Annotated in this window: 16 protein-coding genes and 1 tRNA gene; 9 read left to right on the top strand and 8 right to left on the bottom strand. The window is 64.7% G+C overall.

Annotation, left to right across the window (positions count from 1 at the left end; genetic code table 11):
- Window positions 1-179: 179 nt before the first annotated feature.
- From lon to ACP7EY_RS22075, 7 genes are all read right to left on the bottom strand, one after another.
- Window positions 180-2597 (bottom strand): endopeptidase La, encoded by a 2418-nt coding sequence (gene lon, locus ACP7EY_RS22045; protein WP_426197422.1) that lies wholly within the window; start codon window positions 2595-2597, stop codon window positions 180-182.
- A gap of 308 nt (window positions 2598-2905) precedes the next feature.
- Window positions 2906-4177: an ATP-dependent Clp protease ATP-binding subunit ClpX gene (gene clpX, locus ACP7EY_RS22050; RefSeq protein WP_426197423.1), complete on the bottom strand. Its 1272-nt coding sequence runs from the start codon at window positions 4175-4177 to the stop codon at window positions 2906-2908.
- A 166-nt stretch (window positions 4178-4343) separates the two neighbouring features.
- Window positions 4344-4961, bottom strand: coding sequence for an ATP-dependent Clp endopeptidase proteolytic subunit ClpP (clpP, locus tag ACP7EY_RS22055; protein WP_426197424.1), 618 nt, complete (start codon window positions 4959-4961; stop codon window positions 4344-4346).
- 59 nt (window positions 4962-5020) lie between these two features.
- A complete protein-coding gene (tig, locus tag ACP7EY_RS22060; RefSeq protein WP_426197425.1) occupies window positions 5021-6361 on the bottom strand; it encodes a trigger factor in 1341 nt (446 codons plus the stop codon).
- Window positions 6362-6397: 36 nt separating this feature from the next.
- A tRNA-Leu gene (locus ACP7EY_RS22065) sits at window positions 6398-6484 on the bottom strand.
- A gap of 118 nt (window positions 6485-6602) precedes the next feature.
- Entirely contained in the window at window positions 6603-9704 is a 3102-nt protein-coding gene (locus ACP7EY_RS22070) for an efflux RND transporter permease subunit (RefSeq protein WP_426197426.1), read from the bottom strand.
- Window positions 9701-10828, bottom strand: coding sequence for an efflux RND transporter periplasmic adaptor subunit (locus tag ACP7EY_RS22075; RefSeq protein ID WP_426197427.1), 1128 nt, complete (start codon window positions 10826-10828; stop codon window positions 9701-9703). Before ACP7EY_RS22075 ends, ACP7EY_RS22070 begins: the two co-directional genes overlap by 4 nt.
- Window positions 10829-11010: 182 nt before the next feature.
- On the opposite strand from ACP7EY_RS22075, the gene hpnC reads away from it, so the two are divergent.
- The 5 genes from hpnC to ACP7EY_RS22100 all read left to right on the top strand — a co-directional run bounded on the left by hpnC (window position 11011) and on the right by ACP7EY_RS22100 (window position 16100).
- Complete coding sequence (hpnC, locus tag ACP7EY_RS22080; RefSeq protein ID WP_426197428.1) at window positions 11011-11853, top strand: squalene synthase HpnC; 843 nt, start codon at window positions 11011-11013, stop codon at window positions 11851-11853.
- A gap of 66 nt (window positions 11854-11919) precedes the next feature.
- Complete coding sequence (gene hpnD, locus ACP7EY_RS22085; RefSeq protein ID WP_426197429.1) at window positions 11920-12759, top strand: presqualene diphosphate synthase HpnD; 840 nt, start codon at window positions 11920-11922, stop codon at window positions 12757-12759.
- Window positions 12760-12777: 18 nt separating this feature from the next.
- Window positions 12778-14187: a hydroxysqualene dehydroxylase HpnE gene (gene hpnE / locus ACP7EY_RS22090; protein ID WP_426197430.1), complete on the top strand. Its 1410-nt coding sequence runs from the start codon at window positions 12778-12780 to the stop codon at window positions 14185-14187.
- 272 nt (window positions 14188-14459) lie between these two features.
- The gene (locus ACP7EY_RS22095; protein WP_426197431.1) at window positions 14460-15275 is read left to right on the top strand and encodes a DUF1700 domain-containing protein; all 816 of its coding nucleotides are present in this window, start codon (window positions 14460-14462) and stop codon (window positions 15273-15275) included.
- Between the two features lie 12 nt (window positions 15276-15287).
- Window positions 15288-16100 carry a head GIN domain-containing protein gene (locus tag ACP7EY_RS22100; protein ID WP_426197432.1) on the top strand — a complete coding sequence of 271 codons (813 nt, stop codon included), beginning with the start codon at window positions 15288-15290 and terminating at the stop codon, window positions 16098-16100.
- Between the two features lie 17 nt (window positions 16101-16117).
- Here the strand turns inward: ACP7EY_RS22100 and ACP7EY_RS22105 are convergent, their stop codons facing one another.
- Window positions 16118-17350: a TIGR03862 family flavoprotein gene (locus ACP7EY_RS22105; RefSeq protein ID WP_426197433.1), complete on the bottom strand. Its 1233-nt coding sequence runs from the start codon at window positions 17348-17350 to the stop codon at window positions 16118-16120.
- Between the two features lie 111 nt (window positions 17351-17461).
- Between ACP7EY_RS22105 and ACP7EY_RS22110 the strand changes: the two genes are divergently transcribed.
- The 4 genes from ACP7EY_RS22110 to ACP7EY_RS22125 all read left to right on the top strand — a co-directional run bounded on the left by ACP7EY_RS22110 (window position 17462) and on the right by ACP7EY_RS22125 (window position 19319).
- Window positions 17462-17860, top strand: coding sequence for a hypothetical protein (locus tag ACP7EY_RS22110; RefSeq protein ID WP_426197434.1), 399 nt, complete (start codon window positions 17462-17464; stop codon window positions 17858-17860).
- A 6-nt stretch (window positions 17861-17866) separates the two neighbouring features.
- On the top strand, window positions 17867-18070 hold the full coding sequence (locus ACP7EY_RS22115; RefSeq protein WP_426197435.1) for a helix-turn-helix transcriptional regulator: 204 nt from the start codon (window positions 17867-17869) through the stop codon (window positions 18068-18070).
- Window positions 18067-19017, top strand: a complete 951-nt coding sequence (locus tag ACP7EY_RS22120; protein ID WP_426197436.1) for an alpha/beta fold hydrolase — start codon at window positions 18067-18069, stop codon at window positions 19015-19017. Before ACP7EY_RS22115 ends, ACP7EY_RS22120 begins: the two co-directional genes overlap by 4 nt.
- Window positions 19018-19091: 74 nt before the next feature.
- A complete protein-coding gene (locus ACP7EY_RS22125) occupies window positions 19092-19319 on the top strand; it encodes a hypothetical protein (protein ID WP_426197437.1) in 228 nt (75 codons plus the stop codon).
- The last annotated feature ends 117 nt before the right edge of the window (window positions 19320-19436 follow it).

The following is a 19436-nucleotide window of genomic DNA, read 5'->3' on the forward strand; positions in this document are numbered from 1 at the left end:
CCTTGTGCGCGCGATCTGCGTGCTATTTGCGCTGCGGAAGCTTATCCGCAGCGCGTATTAAACAAGCCGCCTTATTCCCTGTCAAGAGCGATCACTGCCGGGCGCGCCCGCGCAGCGCGCCCCGGGCGTAAAAAAGGCGCCATCTGCATGGCGCCTTGCTCACCGTCCCTGCAGGCAGGTCAGTGCTTGACCACCTCGGCCTGGCCGTCCGCGGCCGCCGCTGTTGCCGGCGCCGCCGCCACTGCCACGGCAGGCGTCTCCACGATCGGCTGGGGCGGACGCTCCAGCGCGATCTCGAGCACCTTGTCGATCCAGCGCACGGGGATGATCTCCAGCTTGTTTTTCACCGTGTCAGGAATCTCGGCCAGGTCCTTGACGTTCTGCTCGGGAATCAACACCGTCTTGATGCCGCCACGCTGCGCCGCCAGCAATTTTTCCTTCAGGCCGCCGATGGGCAACACTTCGCCGCGCAAGGTGATCTCGCCCGTCATCGCCACGTCGGCGCGCACCGGGATGCCCGTGAACACCGACACCATCGCCGTCGTCATGGCAATGCCAGCCGACGGGCCGTCTTTCGGCGTCGCCCCTTCCGGCACGTGAATGTGAATGTCCGATTTTTCGAACACTTCATTCTTGATGCCGACCCGGTTGGCACGCGAACGCACCACCGTGCGCGCCGCCTGGATCGACTCTTTCATGACGTCGCCCAGCGTGCCGGTGCTGACAACGACGCCCTTGCCCGGCATCTGCACCGCTTCGATGGTGAGCAGATCGCCACCGACCTCGGTCCAGGCCAGTCCAACCACCTGCCCCACCTGGTTTTCCTTCTCGGCGACACCGAAGTCATAGCGGCGCACGCCGAGGAACTTGTCGAGGTTCTTGTTGGTGACGGCGACCTTCTTCTCGGTCTTTTTCAGCAACAGCATCTTGACCACCTTGCGGCAGATCTTCGACACTTCGCGCTCGAGCGAACGCACGCCCGCTTCCCGCGTGTAGTAACGGATGATGTCGCGCAGTGCCGACTCGGCCACCGTGATTTCATCTTCCTTCAGGCCGTTGGCCTTGATCTGCTTGGGCAGCAGGTAACGCTGGGCGATGCTGGTCTTCTCGTCTTCCGTGTAACCAGACAGGCGAATCACTTCCATCCGGTCGAGCAGCGCCGGCGGGATGTTGTAGGAGTTCGAGGTGGCCACGAACATCACGTCCGACAGGTCGAAGTCCACTTCGATGTAGTGATCCGAGAACGTGTGGTTCTGTTCCGGGTCCAGCACTTCGAGCAGGGCCGACGACGGGTCGCCGCGGAAGTCCGCGCCCATCTTGTCGATTTCATCGAGCAGGAACAGGGGATTGCGCACGCCCACCTTGGCCAGCGATTGCAGCACCTTGCCCGGCATCGAACCGATGTAGGTGCGACGGTGACCGCGGATCTCCGCTTCATCGCGCACGCCACCGAGGGCCATGCGCACGAACTTGCGGTTCGTTGCACGGGCGATCGACTGGCCCAGCGAGGTCTTGCCCACGCCCGGTGGCCCCACGAAGCACAGGATCGGCGCCTTGAGCTTGTCGACGCGCTGTTGCACTGCCAAATACTCGAGGATGCGCTCTTTCACCTTGTCGAGGCCGTAGTGGTCACCCTCGAGCACTTTCTCGGCGTTGACCAGGTCGTTGTTGACCTTGGATTTCTTCTTCCACGGCAGGTTGACCAAGGTGTCGATGTAGTTGCGCACCACCGTCGCCTCGGCCGACATGGGCGACATCAGCTTGAGCTTTTTCAGCTCCGCCGTGGCCTTGTCGAGCGCCTCTTTCGGCATCTTGGCGGCGATCACTTTCTTCTCGAGTTCGTCGATGTCGGCGCCGTCTTCGCCCTCGCCCAGTTCTTTCTGGATGGCCTTGACCTGCTCGTTCAGGTAGTACTCGCGCTGCGATTTTTCCATCTGGCGCTTGACGCGGCCACGGATGCGTTTTTCCACCTGCAGAATGTCGAGCTCGCCCTCAAGCTGGCCGAGCAGGTGCTCGAGGCGCTTGGCGACGTTGAAAATCTCCAGGATCACTTGCTTCTGCTCGAGCTTCAACGGCAGGTGGGCGGCCACGGTGTCGGCCAGGCGACCGGCGTCGTCGATGCCGGCCAGCGAGGCGAGGATCTCGGGAGGAATCTTTTTATTCAGTTTGACGTACTGGTCGAACTGTTGAACGATGGCGCGGCGCATCGCCTCGACTTCGGAATCGTCGCCCACTTCGGGCGCGATCGGCGTCAATTCGGCGGTGAAGTGCGACGCCCCGTCGGTGATGTGGTTGATGCGGGCGCGCTGGGCGCCTTCGACCAGCACCTTGACGGTGCCATCGGGCAGCTTCAACATTTGCAAAATGTTGGCGACGCAACCGATCTCGTAGATATCGGAAGCGGACGGCTCATCCTTGGCGGCGGCCTTTTGGGCGGCCAGCATGATGCTCTTGCCCTGCTCCATGGCCGCTTCCAGCGCCTTGATGGACTTCGGACGGCCGACAAACAGGGGTATTACCATATGAGGAAAGACGACCACGTCGCGCAACGGCAATAATGGCAGCGTCGTTTGCTCAGTTAATTTAGAAGTTGTCATGGCATACCTTATAGAAAGCGTGATTACGATGTTGGCACTGGCTGCCTGAATACAAGGCCAGATTGCAAAAATATTTTCGACGGAGTAATAAAACCCATCACATTTCTGCCCAATTCCGAGCCGCATTCAGCGAGATTACAAACGTGAATGCAAAAAAACCTATTTGTCCGTCCTGAATAAAAAAAGCCACTCCACGGCAGACACCGCGAGTGGCTTTTCGAATGAAGCCGGCTTCTTTTATTGAGATAAATTGTACCGCCAAGAATTACGGCGCGACACCCATTTTGTTGTGTGCGCGCATGAAATTCTCAATTTTCTCCAGAGGCTTTCGCAGTTTCGCTGTAAATCAGTAAAGGTTTCGCGCCGTTCGTGATCGTATTTTCATCAATGACCACCTTGATGACGTTTTGCTCGTTGGGCAGTTCGTACATGACGTCGAGCAGCGCGTGTTCGAGGATCGAACGCAAGCCGCGGGCGCCCGTCTTGCGCGCCAGTGCCTTCTTGGCAATCGCATGCATCGCCGCCGGACGAATTTCCAGTTCCGCCCCTTCCATTTCCAATAACTTGGAATACTGTTTGATCAGGGCGTTCTTCGGCTCGATCAGGATCTGGATCAGCGCGTCTTCGGTCAGCTCGGCCAGCGTGGCCACGACCGGCAGGCGGCCCACCAGTTCGGGGATCAGGCCGAACTTGATCAGGTCTTCCGGTTCGGCTTCAAGCAGCACGTCCGAGGCGGCGCGCTGGCTCTGGCTCTTGACGGAGGCCGAGAAACCGATGCCACCCTTGTCGGAGCGGTTCTGGATGATCTTGACCAGGCCGTCGAAGGCGCCACCGCAGATGAACATGATGTTGGTGGTGTCGATCTGCACAAAATCCTGGTTCGGATGCTTGCGCCCGCCCTGCGGCGGCACCGAGGCCATGGTGCCCTCGATGAGCTTCAACAGCGCCTGCTGCACGCCCTCGCCCGACACGTCGCGGGTGATGGAAGGATTGTCGGACTTGCGCGAAATCTTGTCGATTTCATCGATGTAGACGATGCCGCGCTGGGCCTTTTCCACATCGTAGTTGCAGCTTTGCAGCAGCTTCTGGATGATGTTCTCGACGTCCTCACCCACGTAGCCCGCTTCCGTCAAGGTGGTCGCGTCGGCTATCACGAAAGGCACGTTGAGCATGCGCGCCAGCGTCTGCGCCAGCAGGGTCTTTCCGGAACCGGTCGGGCCCACCAGCAGGATGTTCGACTTGGCCAGTTCGACGTCGTCTTTCTTGCCCAGGTACTTGAGGCGCTTGTAATGGTTGTACACGGCCACCGACAGGATGCGCTTGGCCGTCTGCTGGCCAATCACGTACTGGTCGAGCATGGCGGCGATTTCATGCGGCGTTGGCAGGTCGGACTTGGCGCCGCCCGTCACACTCTCCACGCTCGAGGTCTCGTCGCGGATGATGTCGTTGCACAGGTCGATGCATTCATCGCAAATGAACACGGACGGTCCCGCGATGAGCTTCTTGACCTCGTGCTGGCTTTTGCCGCAGAACGAGCAGTACAGGAGTTTTTCGCCGCTGGAGGATTTTTTGTCTGACATGGGCAGGGTTCTCGTCGATTGCTAATTGCTAAATGATTGCTATATGGGTAACTTTAATTCAGTCGCGCAACTCACACTACCATCATGCTAACCGAAATAAAAACGAAACGCCCGAACGTTTGAAGCGCCCGGGCGTTTTCGACAACAGCGCGGTGAAAGGTCTGACTTACGCGCGCGTCGTGAGGACTTTGTCGATCAAGCCGTAATCAGCCGCTTCGTCGCCGGACATGAAACGGTCGCGGTCGGTGTCACGGTGGATCTGCTCGATCGTCTTACCCGTCGCGTCAGCAAGGATCTTGTTGAGGCGTTCGCGCAGGTACAGGATTTCCTTGGCCTGGATTTCGATGTCCGAGGCCTGCCCTTGCGAGCCGCCCGAGGGCTGGTGAATCATGATGCGCGAGTTCGGCAAGGAAAAGCGCTTGCCCTTGGCGCCGGCTGCGAGCAGGAAGGCGCCCATCGAGGCGGCCATGCCCGTGCACAGGGTCGACACGTCAGGCTTGATGAAATTCATCGTGTCGAAAATCGCCAGACCGGCCGATACCGAACCGCCAGGCGAATTGATGTACAGCGAAATATCCTTGTCCGGATTTTCGCTTTCAAGGAACAGCAACTGCGCCACGATCAGGTTGGCCATCTGGTCGTTGACCGGGCCCACCATGAAAATGACACGTTCCTTGAGCAGGCGCGAATAGATGTCGTAGGAACGTTCCCCACGGCCGCTCTGCTCGACGACCATCGGAATGAGGCCGAGTGCTTGTGTGTCCAATGCCGGATTATGATTCATCGCTATTTCCTTGTCTGCGGTGGTGAGTGCTGAACCACTGCCAGCACTCTATCCCACCTTTACGCTTGTGGGTTGCTTCCCATCAACTCATCGAAAGCAACGGGCTTGGCCGTGACTTTCGCTTTACCGAGGACGTAGTTGACGACGTTTTCTTCCAATACAAGGGCTTCGACTTCGGCCAGGCGGTTACGGTCGCCGTAGTAGTACTTGAGTACTTCTTTCGGGTCTTCGTAGCTCTGGGCGAAATCTTCGATCTGGGCCTTGACCTGCTCGGCGGTCGCCTGCAGCTTGTGCTCGGTGACCAGTTGCGACAGGATCAAGCCCAGGCGCACGCGGCGCTCGGCCTTGGTGGCGAACAGTTCGGTCGGGAACGGCATGTTCTTGACGTCCATGCCGCGCTGGGCCATGTCCTGGCGGGTGATTTCAGCGAGGCGCTCGGAATCCTGGGCGATCATCACTTGTGGCACGTCCATCTCGGTCACTTTGACGAGGGCGTCCATCACGGCTTCCTTGTTGCGGGCCTTGACGCGACCGGCAACTTCACGCTCGAGGTTGACCTTGATGTCGTCGCGCATCTTGGCGACGTCGCCGTCGTCGATGCCCAGCGACTTGGCAAATTCGCCGTCCACTTCAGGCAGGTGCGCCCACTCGAGACCTTGCAGGGTGATGGTGAACTCGGCGGTTTTGCCGGCCACATCCTTGCCGTGGTAGTCCTCGGGGAAAGCCAGCGGGAAGGTCTTCGCCTCGCCAACTTTCAGGCCGATGGTCGCTGTTTCGAACTCGGGCAGCATGCGGCCTTCGCCCAGCACGAAGGCATAGCCGTCGGCTTTGCCGCCTGGGAACTCAACGCCGTCGATGACGCCGGTGAAGTCCACGGTGACCTTGTCACCAGCGGCTGCGACTGGCTCGCCGCCGTCGCCGTGCTCACCCTGCACACCCTTGGTGTGGTAGTGCACGCGCTGCTTGCGCAGGATGTCGATGGTTTTATCGATTTCGGCGTCGGAGACGTCGGCGGCGACGGTCTCGATTTCCACGCCTTCGAGTTCGCCGACCTTGACTTCAGGGTAGACTTCGAAGGTGGCTTCGAAGCTCAGGGTGCCTTCGGCGCTGTCTTCTTTTGGTTCGATTTTCGGGTAGCCGGCAACGCGCAGTTGCTGCTCGTTGGCAGCGGCGTTGAAGGCGCGGCCGACTTTGTCGTTCAGCACGTCCGATTCGATCTGGTAGCCGTACTGGGCGGCGACCATTTTCAGCGGCACTTTACCAGGACGGAAGCCCGGGGCCTTGGCCGTTTTGGCCTGCTGTTTCAAGCGCTTTTCAACTTCCGTACGGACGTCAGCCAGCGGAAAAGAGATCGTCATGCGACGTTCGAGTTTACCCAGGGTTTCGACTGCAGTTGCCATTGTAGAATTCGTCCAAAAAAAGTGTCTAATAATTCGTGGTGCGAGGAGGGGGACTCGAACCCCCACACCATTGCTGGCGTCAGGACCTAAACCTGGTGCGTCTACCAATTTCGCCATCCTCGCGGGATCGCAGCCGGTCTTTGCCGGATGCACCTGGTCGGCCGCCTGTGTCGGCCGCCGGATCAACCCGGTATATTATCACAACTACGCCCCCTCACCGGAGGGTGCGAGTCGCTGACTATTAAATTTTCGGCGCCGGCCTTTTCACCCGGAACCAGGCCGCGTAGAGCGCCGGCAAAAATAACAGCGTCAAGGCAGTCGCCACCACCAGTCCGCCCATGATCGCCACCGCCATCGGCCCCCAGAACACCGAGCGCGACAGGGGTATCATGGCCAGCGCTGCCGCTGCCGCCGTCAGGATGATGGGCCGGCAGCGCCGCACCGCCGATTCGACGATGGCGTCCCACGGCGCCGCCCCGCCGGCGATGTCGTGCTCGATCTGATCGACCAGGATGACGGAATTGCGGATCACCATGCCGAACAGGGCGATGACGCCCAGGTTGGCCACGAAGCCGAACGGCCGGTGCAGGATCAGCAGGGCCATGGCGGCGCCGGCCACCCCCAGCGGCCCCGTCAGAAACACCATCAGCGCCCGCGAAAAGCTGTGCAGTTGCAGCATCAACAAGGTAAACACAATAAACAGTACCAGCGGCACGTTGGCGGCGATCGAGGCCTCGGCCGCCTTCGAGTCGGCGGCGGTGCCGGCCTGGCGGATCGAGTAACCCGGCGGCAGGCCGGCGATCAGGGGCGCCAGCCGCTCCATCACCTGGCCCGACACGGTCGGCCCCTGGACGCCGTCGACGACGTCCGACTGCACCGTGATGGCCCACTCGCGGCCCTCGCGCCACACCACCCCCGGCTCCCACACGAAACGGGCACGGGCAATCTGCGACAGGGTCACGTTTTTGCCGCCAGTGGTGGGAAAGGTCGAATCGTTGAGCACCGACATGGTGGCGCGCTCTTCGACGGGCTGGCGCAGGACAATGTCGATGAGCTTGTTGCCTTCGCGGAACTGGCCGATGGCGGTGCCCGACAGGATCGTATTGGCAGTGCGTGCCACCGCCTGCGAGCTGATGCCCAGCACCCGCAACTTGTCCTGGTCGACGTCCAGGCGCAGCACCTTGATCGATTCGTTCCAGTTGTCATTGACGCCGATGGCGTTCGGATTGGCGCGCAGCACATCCTTGACGGCATCGGCCAGCTTGCGCGCGGTGGCGATTTCCGGGCCCGCCACCAGAAATTGCACGGGATACGGCACCGGCGGTCCGTTCGGCAGCAGCTTGACCCGCCCCCGCACTTCGGGAAAGCCATTCTTGAAGGCCTCGATGATTTTCTTGCGCAGCACTTCGCGGGTGGCCAGGTCGCGCGGCAGGACGACGATCTGCGACACATTCGTCTGCGGAAAAATCTGGTCGAGCGGCAGATAGAAGCGGGGGCTGCCCGTGCCGACATAGCTGGTGACGCTCTCGACCCCGGGCTGGGCGCGGATGAACGCCTCGAATTTCCTGGCCTGGGCTTCATTGGCGACGAAGGTGGTGCCCTCGGGCGACCACATCTCCACCATCAGCTCGCGCCGGCTGGAATCGGGGAAAAACTGCTTTTCAATAAAATTAAAGCCGAACACGCCCAGCCCCACCACGCCCAGGGTGACGGCGATGGTCAGCTTGCGCCATTCCACGCACCAGTCGACCAGGCGGCGAAAGCGCTGGAACCACGGGGTGTTGAAGACATCATGGCCTGTCTCGCCCGGCGCGTGCGGCTTGACCTTGAGCAGCAGAAAGCCGATATACGGCGTGAACATGACGGCGGCCACCCAGGACACCAGCAGGGCGATGGTGTTGACCGAAAACATGGTGAAGGTGTACTCGCCGGCGGCCGACCTGGCCAGGCCGATGGGCAGGAAGCCCGCCGCCGTGATCAGGGTGCCCGTCAGCATGGGAATGGCCGTGGAGGTGTAGGCAAAGGTGGCGGCGTCGAAGCGCGACATGCCCTCCTCCATCTTTCTCACCATCATTTCCACCGCGATGATGGCGTCGTCCACCAGCAGGCCCAGGGCGATGATCAGGGCGCCCAGCGAAATCTTGTGCAGGTCGATGGAAAACACGTTCATGAACAGGAAGGTGATCGCCAGCACGAGCGGGATGGTCAGCGCCACCACCAGGCCGGGCCGCACGTCCAGGCGGAACGGCTTCGTGTGCAGGCCCAGCGCGACAAAACTAACGGCCAGCACGATCAGCACCGCCTCGATCAGGGTGTGGATGAATTCGCTGACGGACTCGGTGACGGCGCGGGGCTGGTTCGACACCTGGTGCAGTTCGATGCCCACCGGCAGCTCCTTGCGGATCTGCGCCAGGGTGGCCTCGAGTCCCCGGCCCATCTCGATGATATTGCCGCCCTTCTCCATCGACAGGCCCAGGCCGATCACCTCGTGGCCATTAAAGCGCATCTTGTCCTGCGGCGGGTCGACGTAATCGCGGCTGATGGTGGCGATGTCGCCCAGGCGCACGCTGGTGGCGCCGCTGCCGCTGCCGCTGCTGAGCTTGAGCGCTTCGAGGTGCTCGATGGTCGCCAGCGCCCCCGTCACGCGCACTTGCAGGTTGTCGGTGGGCGTGACGAGGATGCCCGTCGATTCGACGGCGTTCTGGGCGTTGATCTGGCTGACGATGCTGTCGAACGGCAAACCCAATTGGGCAAACTTGCTGCGAGATACCGTGATATTGAGCTTTTCTTCCTGCACGCCGAACTGCTCGACCTTGGCCACCAGCGGCACCCGCAGCAACTGCTGGCGCACCAGGTCGGCGTAGACTTTTACTTCCGCATAGGTAAAGCCGTCGCCGGAGAGCGCGACGATGGAGCCGTAGGTGTCGCCGAATTCATCGTTGAAGAACGGTCCGCGCACCCCTGGCGGCAAGGTCGAGGCGATATCGCCCAGTTTTTTGCGCACCTGGTACCAGGACGCGGCCGTCTCGCGCGGCGGGGTCGACTCGCGCAACTGCAGGATGATCAGCGTTTCGCCTGGCTTCGAATAGCTCTTGATCTTGTCGATGTACGGCGTTTCCTGCAGCTTGCGCTCGAGCTTGTCCGTGACCTGCTCGGCCATCTGCACGGCGGTGGCGCCGGGCCACTTGGCCGACACCACCATGTTGCGAAACGTGAACGGCGGGTCCTCATCCTGGCCCAGCTTGCCGTAGCTGACCAGGCCGCCGATCAGCAGGGCGGCGATCAGGTAGCGCGTCAGCGGGATATGCTCCAGCGCCCAGCGCGACAGGTTAAAGCCCTTCATTTGGGCGCCCCACCTGGCGCCGCTGCCGCTGCCGGCGGCGCCAGCGGGTCCGCCAGCAGGCGCACTTTCTGGCCGTTCTTGAGCAGGTTGGCGCCGGCCGTGACCACCGTCTGGCCGGGACTGACGCCGGCGATGAGCAAGACATCATTGCCGGCCACGCCGCCGATGGTGACGGGCACGAGCTTGACGACATTGTTCTGCACCACCCACACGGAAGTGACGTTGCGTTCCTGGTTCAGGGCCGACAGGGGCACGCTGATGCGGGGCGTGGCCGAACTGGCGGAAAACAGCACTTGCGCCGTCTGCCCCAGCTTGACGTCGGGCTCGGCGGTGGGAATGGCCACCTTGAACTGGTAAGTACGGGTGGCCGGGTCGGCCACCGGCGCCACTTCGCGCACTTTGCCGGGAATGACGACGCCGGGCGTGGCCCACAGGCGCACGCTGACATCCTCGATTTTGCGCAATTGCTCGACCTTGTCTTCGGGCACGCCGATGACGATTTCCTTTTCGCCGGCGCGCGCCACTTTCACCACCGGCACGCCGGGCGCGACCACCTGGCCCACCTCGGCATCGACGGCCGTGACGACGCCGTCGGCATCGGCCACCAGGGTGGCATAGCCGGCCTGGTTGGCCTGCCCCCGGTAGCCGGCCTGGGCGGCGTCGACATTGGCCTGGGCGGCCATGAAGGCGGCCATCTTGGCGTCGATCACCGCCTGGCTGACAAAATTCTTCACCCGCAGTTCCTGGTAGCGCTTGGCATCGGCCTTGGCCAGGTCACGACTGGTTTCGGCGGCGCGCAGGCTGGCCGAGGCTTGTTCCTGGCCCAGCCGCAAGTCTTGCGGATCGAGTTGCATCAGCACCTGGCCCCGCTTGACGGACGCGCCCACGTCGACCCGGCGCGCGGTAATCTTGCCGCCCACCTGGAAGCCTAGTTTAGATTCGATGCGGGGACGAACATCGCCGGAATACTCGGCGCTGACGTCGACACTGTTGGCCGAGAGCACCATGGTGCGCACCGGGCGGATGTCCTCGGTCTTGTCGGCCGGTTTCGAACAGGCACACAACAGCAGCGTCATGGCAACAAGCACAAGGGTCGGCAAGCGAAAAGCTTTCAGGGCGGGCACGATATTTTCCTTTAAGATGCGCTCTGCAATGGTGATGCGGTCAAGGTGCTGTCAACATGCCGGAATTTGACGATGCTGTTGCAGGCCCGGATCAAGCGTGCGCAGCGGGTTTCCCCATTGTAATTATATTTTGCCATTTTTAGTTAACCCATCTGCACTCTGCGCCCTCTCGCAGTCACAATATGGCCGTCGATCACTACGAAAACTTCCCTGTCGCGTCAATCCTGCTGCCGCGCCGCCTGGTGCCCGCGGTCGAAGCGATCTACGCCTTCGCCCGCAGCGCCGACGACATCGCCGACGAGGGCGATGCCAGCCCGGCCGAGCGCCTGGCCCAGCTGGCCGTGTACCGCCAGGGGCTCGATCGCATCGGCCGCGGCGAGGCGCCGGCGCTGGCCTTGCTGGTGCGCCTGGCCGGCGTCGTCAAACAGTACGCCTTGCCGCTGGCGCCGTTTCACGACCTGCTGTCCGCATTCGAGCAGGACATCGTCGTCAAGTCGTATGCCGATTTCCCCGCCCTGCTCGACTACTGCCGCCGTTCGGCCAACCCGGTCGGGCGCCTGATGCTGGCCCTGTATGGCCAGGCCACGCCCGCCAGGCTGGTCGAGTCCGACGCCATCTGCTCGGCCCTGCAACTGATCAATTTTCTGCAGGACGTCGCCATCGACCGCGAAAAAGGCCGGATCTATCTACCGCTCGACGATGCGCGCCGCTTTGGCGTCGACCCGGCGCAACTGGCCCACTGGCAGGCCGACGCCGCCTGGCGCCAGTTGATGGCCTTCGAAGTGGCGCGTGCGCGCGCCTTGATGCATGCTGGCGCGCCGCTGGCGTGCCGCCTGCCCGGGCGCATCGGCTGGGAGTTGCGACTGGTGGTGCAAGGGGGCCTGCGCATTCTCGAGCGCATCGAGCAGGCCGACTACGACGTGTTTACCCGCCGTCCCGTGCTGCGCGCGCGCGACTGGAGCGTGATCGGCTGGCGCGGCCTGACGATGCGCCGCCCCGCTGCCCGGCCCGGCCCTATAGAATAGCGGCTGAGCATCTTGCCGCCCGGCCCACCGTCACCTCGATTCCTTCATTCCATCACCGTCCTGCCCATGTCCCCCGACGAATACTGCCAACAAAAAACCGTCCAGAGCGGCTCCAGCTTTTATTACAGCTTCCTGTTCCTGCCGTCCGAGCGGCGCCGGGCCATTACCGCGCTGTACGCGTTTTGCCGCGAAGTCGATGACACCGTCGACGAGACCACCGACGAGTCGATCGCCCGCATCAAGCTGGCCTGGTGGCGCACCGAGGTGGCGGCCATGTACCGCGCCGACGGCGTGCCCACCCATCCCGTGATGCTGGCACTGCAGCCGCACCTGGCCGTCTACGACCTTCAGCAAGCACACCTGCAGGCCATCATCGACGGCATGGAGATGGACCTGAACCAGTCGCGCTATCTCGATTACCCGGCCCTGAAATCGTACTGCTGGCACGTGGCCAGCGTGGTGGGCATCCTCTCGGCCAGCATTTTCGGCGTCACCGATCCCCGCACCCTGGCCTACGCCGAGAAGCTGGGCCTGGCTTTCCAGCTCACCAATATCATCCGCGACGTGGGTGAAGACGCCCGCAAGGGCCGCATCTACCTGCCGATCAGCGAATTGCAGCAGTTCGGCGTGACCGCGGCCGACCTGCTCAACGCCCGCCACAGCGACAAGTTCGAACAGCTCATGGCGTTCCAGGCAGCGCGCGCGCACGCCACCTACGACGAAGCCTACGCGCTGCTGCCGCAGGCCGACCGGCGCGCCCAGCGTCCGGGCCTGATGATGGCGGCGATCTACCGCGCGGTGCTGGTCGAAATCGAACGCGACAACTACCACGTGCTGACCCAGCGCATTTCGCTCACGCCCCTGCGCAAGCTGTGGCTGGCGTGGAAAACCTATGTACGCGCTTAAGCGGGACGTGGCGCGCGCATGAAGCGCGGGGGCAGCGTGGCGCGGCGCCTGGCCGTGATCGGCGGCGGCTGGGCCGGTTGCGCCGCCGCCGTCGAACTGGCCAGCGCCGGCCACCAGGTCAGCCTGTTCGAGGCCGCGCGCAGCCTGGGCGGACGGGCGCGCGCGCTGCCGCTGCACGGGCTCACGCTCGACAACGGCCAGCACATCCTGCTGGGCGCCTACAGCAGCACGCTGGCGATGCTCAAGCGGGTGGGCGTGCGGCGCGCCGACGCCTTCCTCACCATGCCCCTGCAGATGCGCTACCCGCGGGCGGGCGTCAACCGGGGCGTGGTCAATGGCCTCGACCCGGGCCTCGACCCTGGCCTCGACCCGGGCCTCGACGCCGGCATGGACTTCGTCGCCGCGCCCCTGCCCGCGCCGTTCCACCTGGCGCTGGCGCTGCTGCGCGCCAAGGGGCTGGCAAGGGCCGACAAGCTGTCGCTGGCGCGCTTTTCCACCAGCGCGCGCTGGATGGACTGGACCTTGCACCACGATTGCAGCGTGGCCGAACTGCTCGAGCGCTTCGACCAGACGGCGCGCCTGACCGCCCTGATGTGGCGGCCCCTGTGCCTGGCCGCGCTCAACACCGCACCCGAACGGGCCTCGGCGCAGGTGTTCCTGGCCGTGCTGCGCGACAGCCTGGGCGCGTCGCGGGCGGCCTCGAACATGCTGCTGCCCCGGGTCGACCTGACGGCGCTGTTTCCGCAGGCGGCCGCGCGCCACCTGGCCGCGCACGGCGGCGTGCTGCGCACCGGCGCCGCCGTGACCGCGCTCGCGCAGGGCGCGGGCGCCTGGCAGGTCGATAGCACCGCGTTCGGCAGCGAACGCTTCGATGGCGTGGTGCTGGCGGTGCCGCCGCCGGCGGCATCAAAACTGCTGGGCGCACTGCCGCTGGCGCCCCTGTGCGCCATCCTCGATGCCTTCGAGTACGAAGCCATCACCACCTGCTACCTGCAATACGACGCGGCGCTGCGCCTGCCGCTGCCGTTTTGCGCCCTGCGCGACGACGCCGCCACGGGCCGCCACGGCCAGTTCGTGTTCGACCGCGGCCAGCTCGATGGCGCCCAGGCGGGCCTGCTGGCGGTGGTGATCAGCGCGGCAGGGCTGGCCGCCACGCTCGACCAGGCCGCACTTGCCCGCTTGCTGGCAGCGCAACTGGCGGCCGCTTTCGGCCTGGCGGCGCTGGCCACGCCCCGCTGGCACCAGGTCATCACCGACAAGCGCGCCACCTTTGCCTGCACGCCGGCGCTGGCGCGCCCCGCCAACGCCAGCGGCCTGGCCGGCCTGGTGCTGGCGGGCGACTACACGGTGGGCGCCTATCCCGCCACGCTGGAAGGGGCGGTGCGCAGCGGCGTGGCGGCCGCGCGCCTGCTGGGCGGACCCGCGTGAGATTGTCAGGCGCCCCTGTCGCGCCCTGCGCCCGCCTGCGCCGCCAATCGTGCAGCCTGTCGCACGGCGCTGGCCTGCGGCCGGCGCCGTCACTACAGTAGCAGCATCGACATCCTCCATTGCAGTGACCCACCATGTTCAAGCGCCATCTCCTGTTCGCCTTCTCCGTGCTCGCCCTCAGCGCCGCGGCCACCCTGCTGATCGTCCGGCAAGGCCAGATGCTCTCCCCTGCGCTGCTGTGAGCGGCCGCAGCGCCACTTAAGGAGAACCCCATGGGCAAACTCGACTATCTCGACGCGCTAAAGCGCGCCATGACCGGCCTGGCGCCGGCCGTGCAAGCGAAAACGCTGGCCTATTACGAGCAGCGCTTCGTCGACGGCGTCACCGCCGGCCGCAGCGAGCAGGCGGTGGCGGCCGAACTGGACGACCCGAAAAAAATCGCTATGACCCTGCGCGCCAGCGCCCACATGGCGGCCTTCGAACAACAGCGCAACCCCGCCAACTTCCTGCGCATGGTGGTGGCCGGCCTGGGCCTGGCCATCTTCAATCTGCTCATGGTGGTGCCGGCGGCGGTGTTTTTGTCGCTGCTGCTGGCGCTGTATACGACGGCGCTGGGCATCTACATCACCGGCATCGCCATCACCGCCAGCGGCCTGGCCGGCGCCAATGAACTGGTGCTCGACCAGCCGTTCGGCATCGTGTTCTCCGACGACAGCAACGCCAGCGAACGGGGCAAGCAGACCCATATCTCGATCGGCGAATACGGCATCCGCATCACCGACGACAGCGCCCGGCGCGGAGCGGGCGCTGTCGCCGACACGACAGACAGTGCCGAAGCGCTCGCCGATGGCGCCGACCGGGCCCGCCAGGGCCAGGTGTTGCGACGCGCCGAGGCCGTCGCCGACCGCGTCCTGCGCATCACCACCGACGTCGACGCCGGCTCGCGCACCACCCAGACCGCCTTCGGCCTGGTGATGGTGGTGGGCGCGATCCTGCTGTTTTTACTGAGCCTGGTGGCCAGCAAATACACGCTGGTGGGATTGAAGCGCTACATCCAGATGAACTTTTCCCTGCTCAAGGGCAGCTGACCCGGAGTCGCCATGCGCACCTTGTTGAAAGTCGGACTGAGCCTGTTGTTGCTGGCCTTTGTCCTGATCGGCCTGTCCTACAATATGCTCAAGACCAAGGGCGTGAGCAGCCCCGTGTCGGCCGGCGCCCGTCAGGTCGAGAGCGAAACCCGGACGGTGGGCGCCGACATCGCCGAAATCGAGCTCGATGGCCCCATCGACCTGACCTTGCGCCAGGGCGCCACGCCCTCGCTGCAGGTGAAGGGCGAGCAGCGCCTGCTGGGCAATATCGACACCAGCAGCGACGGCGACGGCGTGCTCCATATCGGCACCACCGGCATGCTGCTGCACCACCGCCTGCCGCTGCAGGTGGTGCTGGTGCTGCCGGCGCTGCGCGAACTGCGCGTGCGCGGCAGCGGCGACAGCACCGTCAACGGCTTCTCCGGCGACGCCATCGCCGTGCACATGGAAGGCACCGGCAGCGTCAAGTTCAACGGCCGCTACCGCCAGGTCGACGCCAGCGTGCGCGGCAGCGGCGAAGTGGAAATGAACGGCGGCACCAGCGCCAAGGTCGACGCCACCGTCGAAGGCTCGGGCAATATGACGGTGGTGGGCTCGGCCAGCGAACTGCACGCGGTGCTGGCCGGATCGGGCGACCTGAACGCCCGCCACCTGAGCGCCGACGTGGTCGAACTCAATCTGATGGGCTCGGGCAACGCGGTGGTCAACGCCGGCAAGCGCCTCGACGCCACCGTGCGCGGCAGCGGCGACATCGTCGTCTACGGCAATCCCACCGAGCGCAGCGTGACGGTCAATGGCTCGGGCGAGGTCAGCTACAAAAATTAAGCGGGCGCAGTGCGCGCTTACCTGGCCCCAAGCCAGTCGAGCGCGCCCCGCGCCGCCGCCCGTCCGCTGGCGAAGCAGGCGGTGAGCAGGTAGCCGCCGGTGGGCGCCTCCCAATCGACCATCTCGCCGCAGGCGAACACGCCGGGCAGCGCGCGTAGCATCGATTGCCCGTCGAGCGCCTCGAAGCGCACGCCGCCGGCGCTGCTGATGGCTTCATCGAGGGGCCGCGCGCGCCGCAGCACCACCGGCAGGCGCTTGATGGCGGCGGCCAGCGTGTCGACGTCTTGGTATTGCGCCTTGTCCAGGCATTCGTGCAGCAGCGCCGCTTTCACCCCTTTCAATCCCAGCCGGCTTTGCAGGTGGCTCGACAGCGAGCGCGAGCCGCGCGGGTGCGCCACTTCCTGGCGCACCTTGTCGGCGGAAAAATCGGGCGCCAGGTCGAGCCAGATGGTGGCGCTGCCCTCGCGCGCGATCTGCTCGCGCAGGGGCGCCGACAGGGCGTAGATCAGGCTGCCCTCGACGCCGTGCGCGGTGATGACGAACTGGCCCTTGCGGGCGGGCGCCTGGTCGGTGGCGACGGCCACCGTGAGCAGGGGCGCGCCCGCATGGCGTTGTTTGAAATAATCGCTCCAGTCGACCTCGAAGCCGCAGTTCGACGGCCGCAGGTCCGCCACCTCGACGCCCAGCGCGCGCAGGGGCGCCACCCAGGCGCCCGTCGAACCGAGCCGCGCCCAGCTGCCGCCGCCCAGCGCCAGGATCACCGCGTCGGCGCGCGCCGTCACTTCGCCGCCGGGCGTGTCAAAGCGCAGCGCCGCCGGCGCGAAGCCCACGCAGCGGTGACGCATGTGAAAGCGCACGCCGCACTCGCGCAGGCGATGCAGCCAGGCGCGCAGCAGCGGCGCCGCCTTCATATCGGCCGGGAACACCCGGCCCGAGCTGCCGACAAAGGTGGCAATGCCCAGATCCTCGATCCAACCGCGCACCGCCGGGCCGTCGAACTGCGCCAGCCACTGCGCCACTTCGCTCTCGCGCGCGCCGTAGCGGGCCCGGAAGGCCGCGCCCTCTTCGGCATGGGTGATGTTCATGCCGCCCTTGCCGGCCAACAGGAACTTGCGGCCCACCGTGGGCATGGCGTCGTACAGGTCGACGCTGACGCCGGCCTGGGCCAGCACCTCGGCCGCCATCAGGCCGGCGGGGCCGCCGCCGATGATGGCGACCGAGGCAACCGTAGAAATGGGGGAAGAAATCATGGGGCGCATTGTAGTGCAAGCGCCAGACAAAAATAAGATGTAAAGCTTACTTGACATCGGCAAGCGCCCTGCTAACATGTAAAGCACACTTTACATTACCAGGAGCGTAACATGAAACAGGGATTAAAGGAAAAACGCAACGGTGGCGTCTACCTGCGCGAGATGGGGCTGTCGATCACGGTCTACATCGTACTGCTGGTGGGTGCCATCCGGCTGGCGCGGCCGATGGATGAGGGCGTCCTGCGCACGGTGCTGCTGGTGTCGCCCATGATCGGCTTCGGCCTGATGATCCGCGCCATCATCCGCCACGTCGCCCGCATCGACGAGTACCAGCGCCTGCGCATGCTCGAATCGTTCTCGATCGCCATGGCGATCACGGGCGCCGTCACATTTACGTATGGTTTCCTGGAGACGGCCGGCTTTCCCAAGGTATCGATGTTCTCCGTGTGGATCGTGATGGGCGCTTCGTGGGGCCTGGTGGGTGCGGTGCGCGGCCTGCGCGAGCGCTAGGCCCCCATGCACAACATCATCCGCCAGTTGCGCGCCGACCAGGGCTGGAGCCAGGCCCACCTGGCCGACCTGCTCGATGTCTCGCGCCAGACCATCAACGCCCTCGAGACGGGCCGCTACGACCCCAGTTTGCCGCTGGCGTTTTCGATCGCCCGGCTGTTCGACAAAACCATCGAAGAGATTTTCCAACCTGACCAGGAGTCCGCATGAAACCGCTTGTATTGACCCTCGCCCTCGCCTTCGCTGTTGCCGTGCCCGCCCTGCCCGCCCTTGGCGCCGAAGCGGGCGCCGTCCCGGCCAACCGTTTCGCGGCCAGCATCACCCCGGCCGAACGCTTCGAGGTAGGCGTGCTGGCGGTGGAGCGCCACGGCAGCGGCGGTGTGCCGATGATCCTGGTGCCGGGCCTGGCCAGCGGGGCCTGGGCCTGGCAGGATTTCGTGCGCCGCGACAAGGGTGAGCACACCATCTACGTCGTCACCCTGCCCGGCTTCGACGGCCGCGCCGCCGTCACCGGCCCCGTCCTCGGACAGGCGCGCGCGGCGCTGCGCCAGCTGATCGTCACCCGTGCGCTGTCGCGCCCCGTCATCGTCGGCCACAGTGTGGGCGCGGCGCTGGCAATCGCGCTGGCCGAAACCGATTCGGCCCTGCTGCGCGCCGTGGTGGCCATCGACGGCCTGCCGGTGATGCCCGGTTCGGAGCAGACCCCGCCCGCCATGCGCGGCCCGATGGCGGCCGCCATCAAGGCGCGCATGGGCGGCGCAGGCCTGGAACCGGCCGCCTTCGCCGCCAGCCAGCGCCAGTACATGCGCGGCATGGGCGTACTCGACCTGCCGATGGCCGACGAACTGGCCAAGCTCTCCGCGCGCAGCGATCCGCGGGCCGTGCTCGACACCATGGGCGAGGTGCTTGAGCAGGACCTGCGCGCCGGCCTGCCGAAGATCGGCGTGCCGGTCTTGTTGATCGCGCCGTTCTTCGAGGCCGACGCCGTGCAGCGCGGCCTGACGCGCGAGATGGTCAAGGACTACTACACCTCGCTGATGGCCGGCACGCCCACCCTGACGGTGACGACGATCGCGCCCGCGCGCCACTTCGTGATGTTCGACCAGCCGGCCGAACTGGCGCAGACCATCGGGCAATTTATCGCGCCCCTGCGCTAAGGTTTATTCAAACTTCACCAGCGCGGTGGCGCGCTGCATGCGCCACTTCCTGCACACTTTTCAGGACCAACACCATGCCAACACTGTCGCACTGGATCGCCCAGTATCTGATTGCCGTGTCCTCGATGTTCGCACTGTTGCTCGTCGTCGATCTGCTGATGCGCGGCGAGACCCTGGCGCGCGCCTGGCCGTCGGCCCTGGGCTGGGCCGTCCTCGCATCTGCCCTGTTCATCGGGACGCGTTATCGCAACATGAAGCGCGGCATCGCATGCACCGTCTGCGATAAGCTCGACAAAAAATAAGGCGCTTTCACCGTTACCGTGAAAGCCCATTAGCGTAAGCACGCACCATCCAAGCCCACCCCGCGATGGGTTCGAGGCGAGCGCCGGGTCCGACCCCTCGTTTCGGCGCTTGTATCA

It is taken from the genome of Massilia sp. DWR3-1-1, from assembly GCF_049898325.1.
Classification (GTDB): domain Bacteria; phylum Pseudomonadota; class Gammaproteobacteria; order Burkholderiales; family Burkholderiaceae_D; genus JAFCUW01.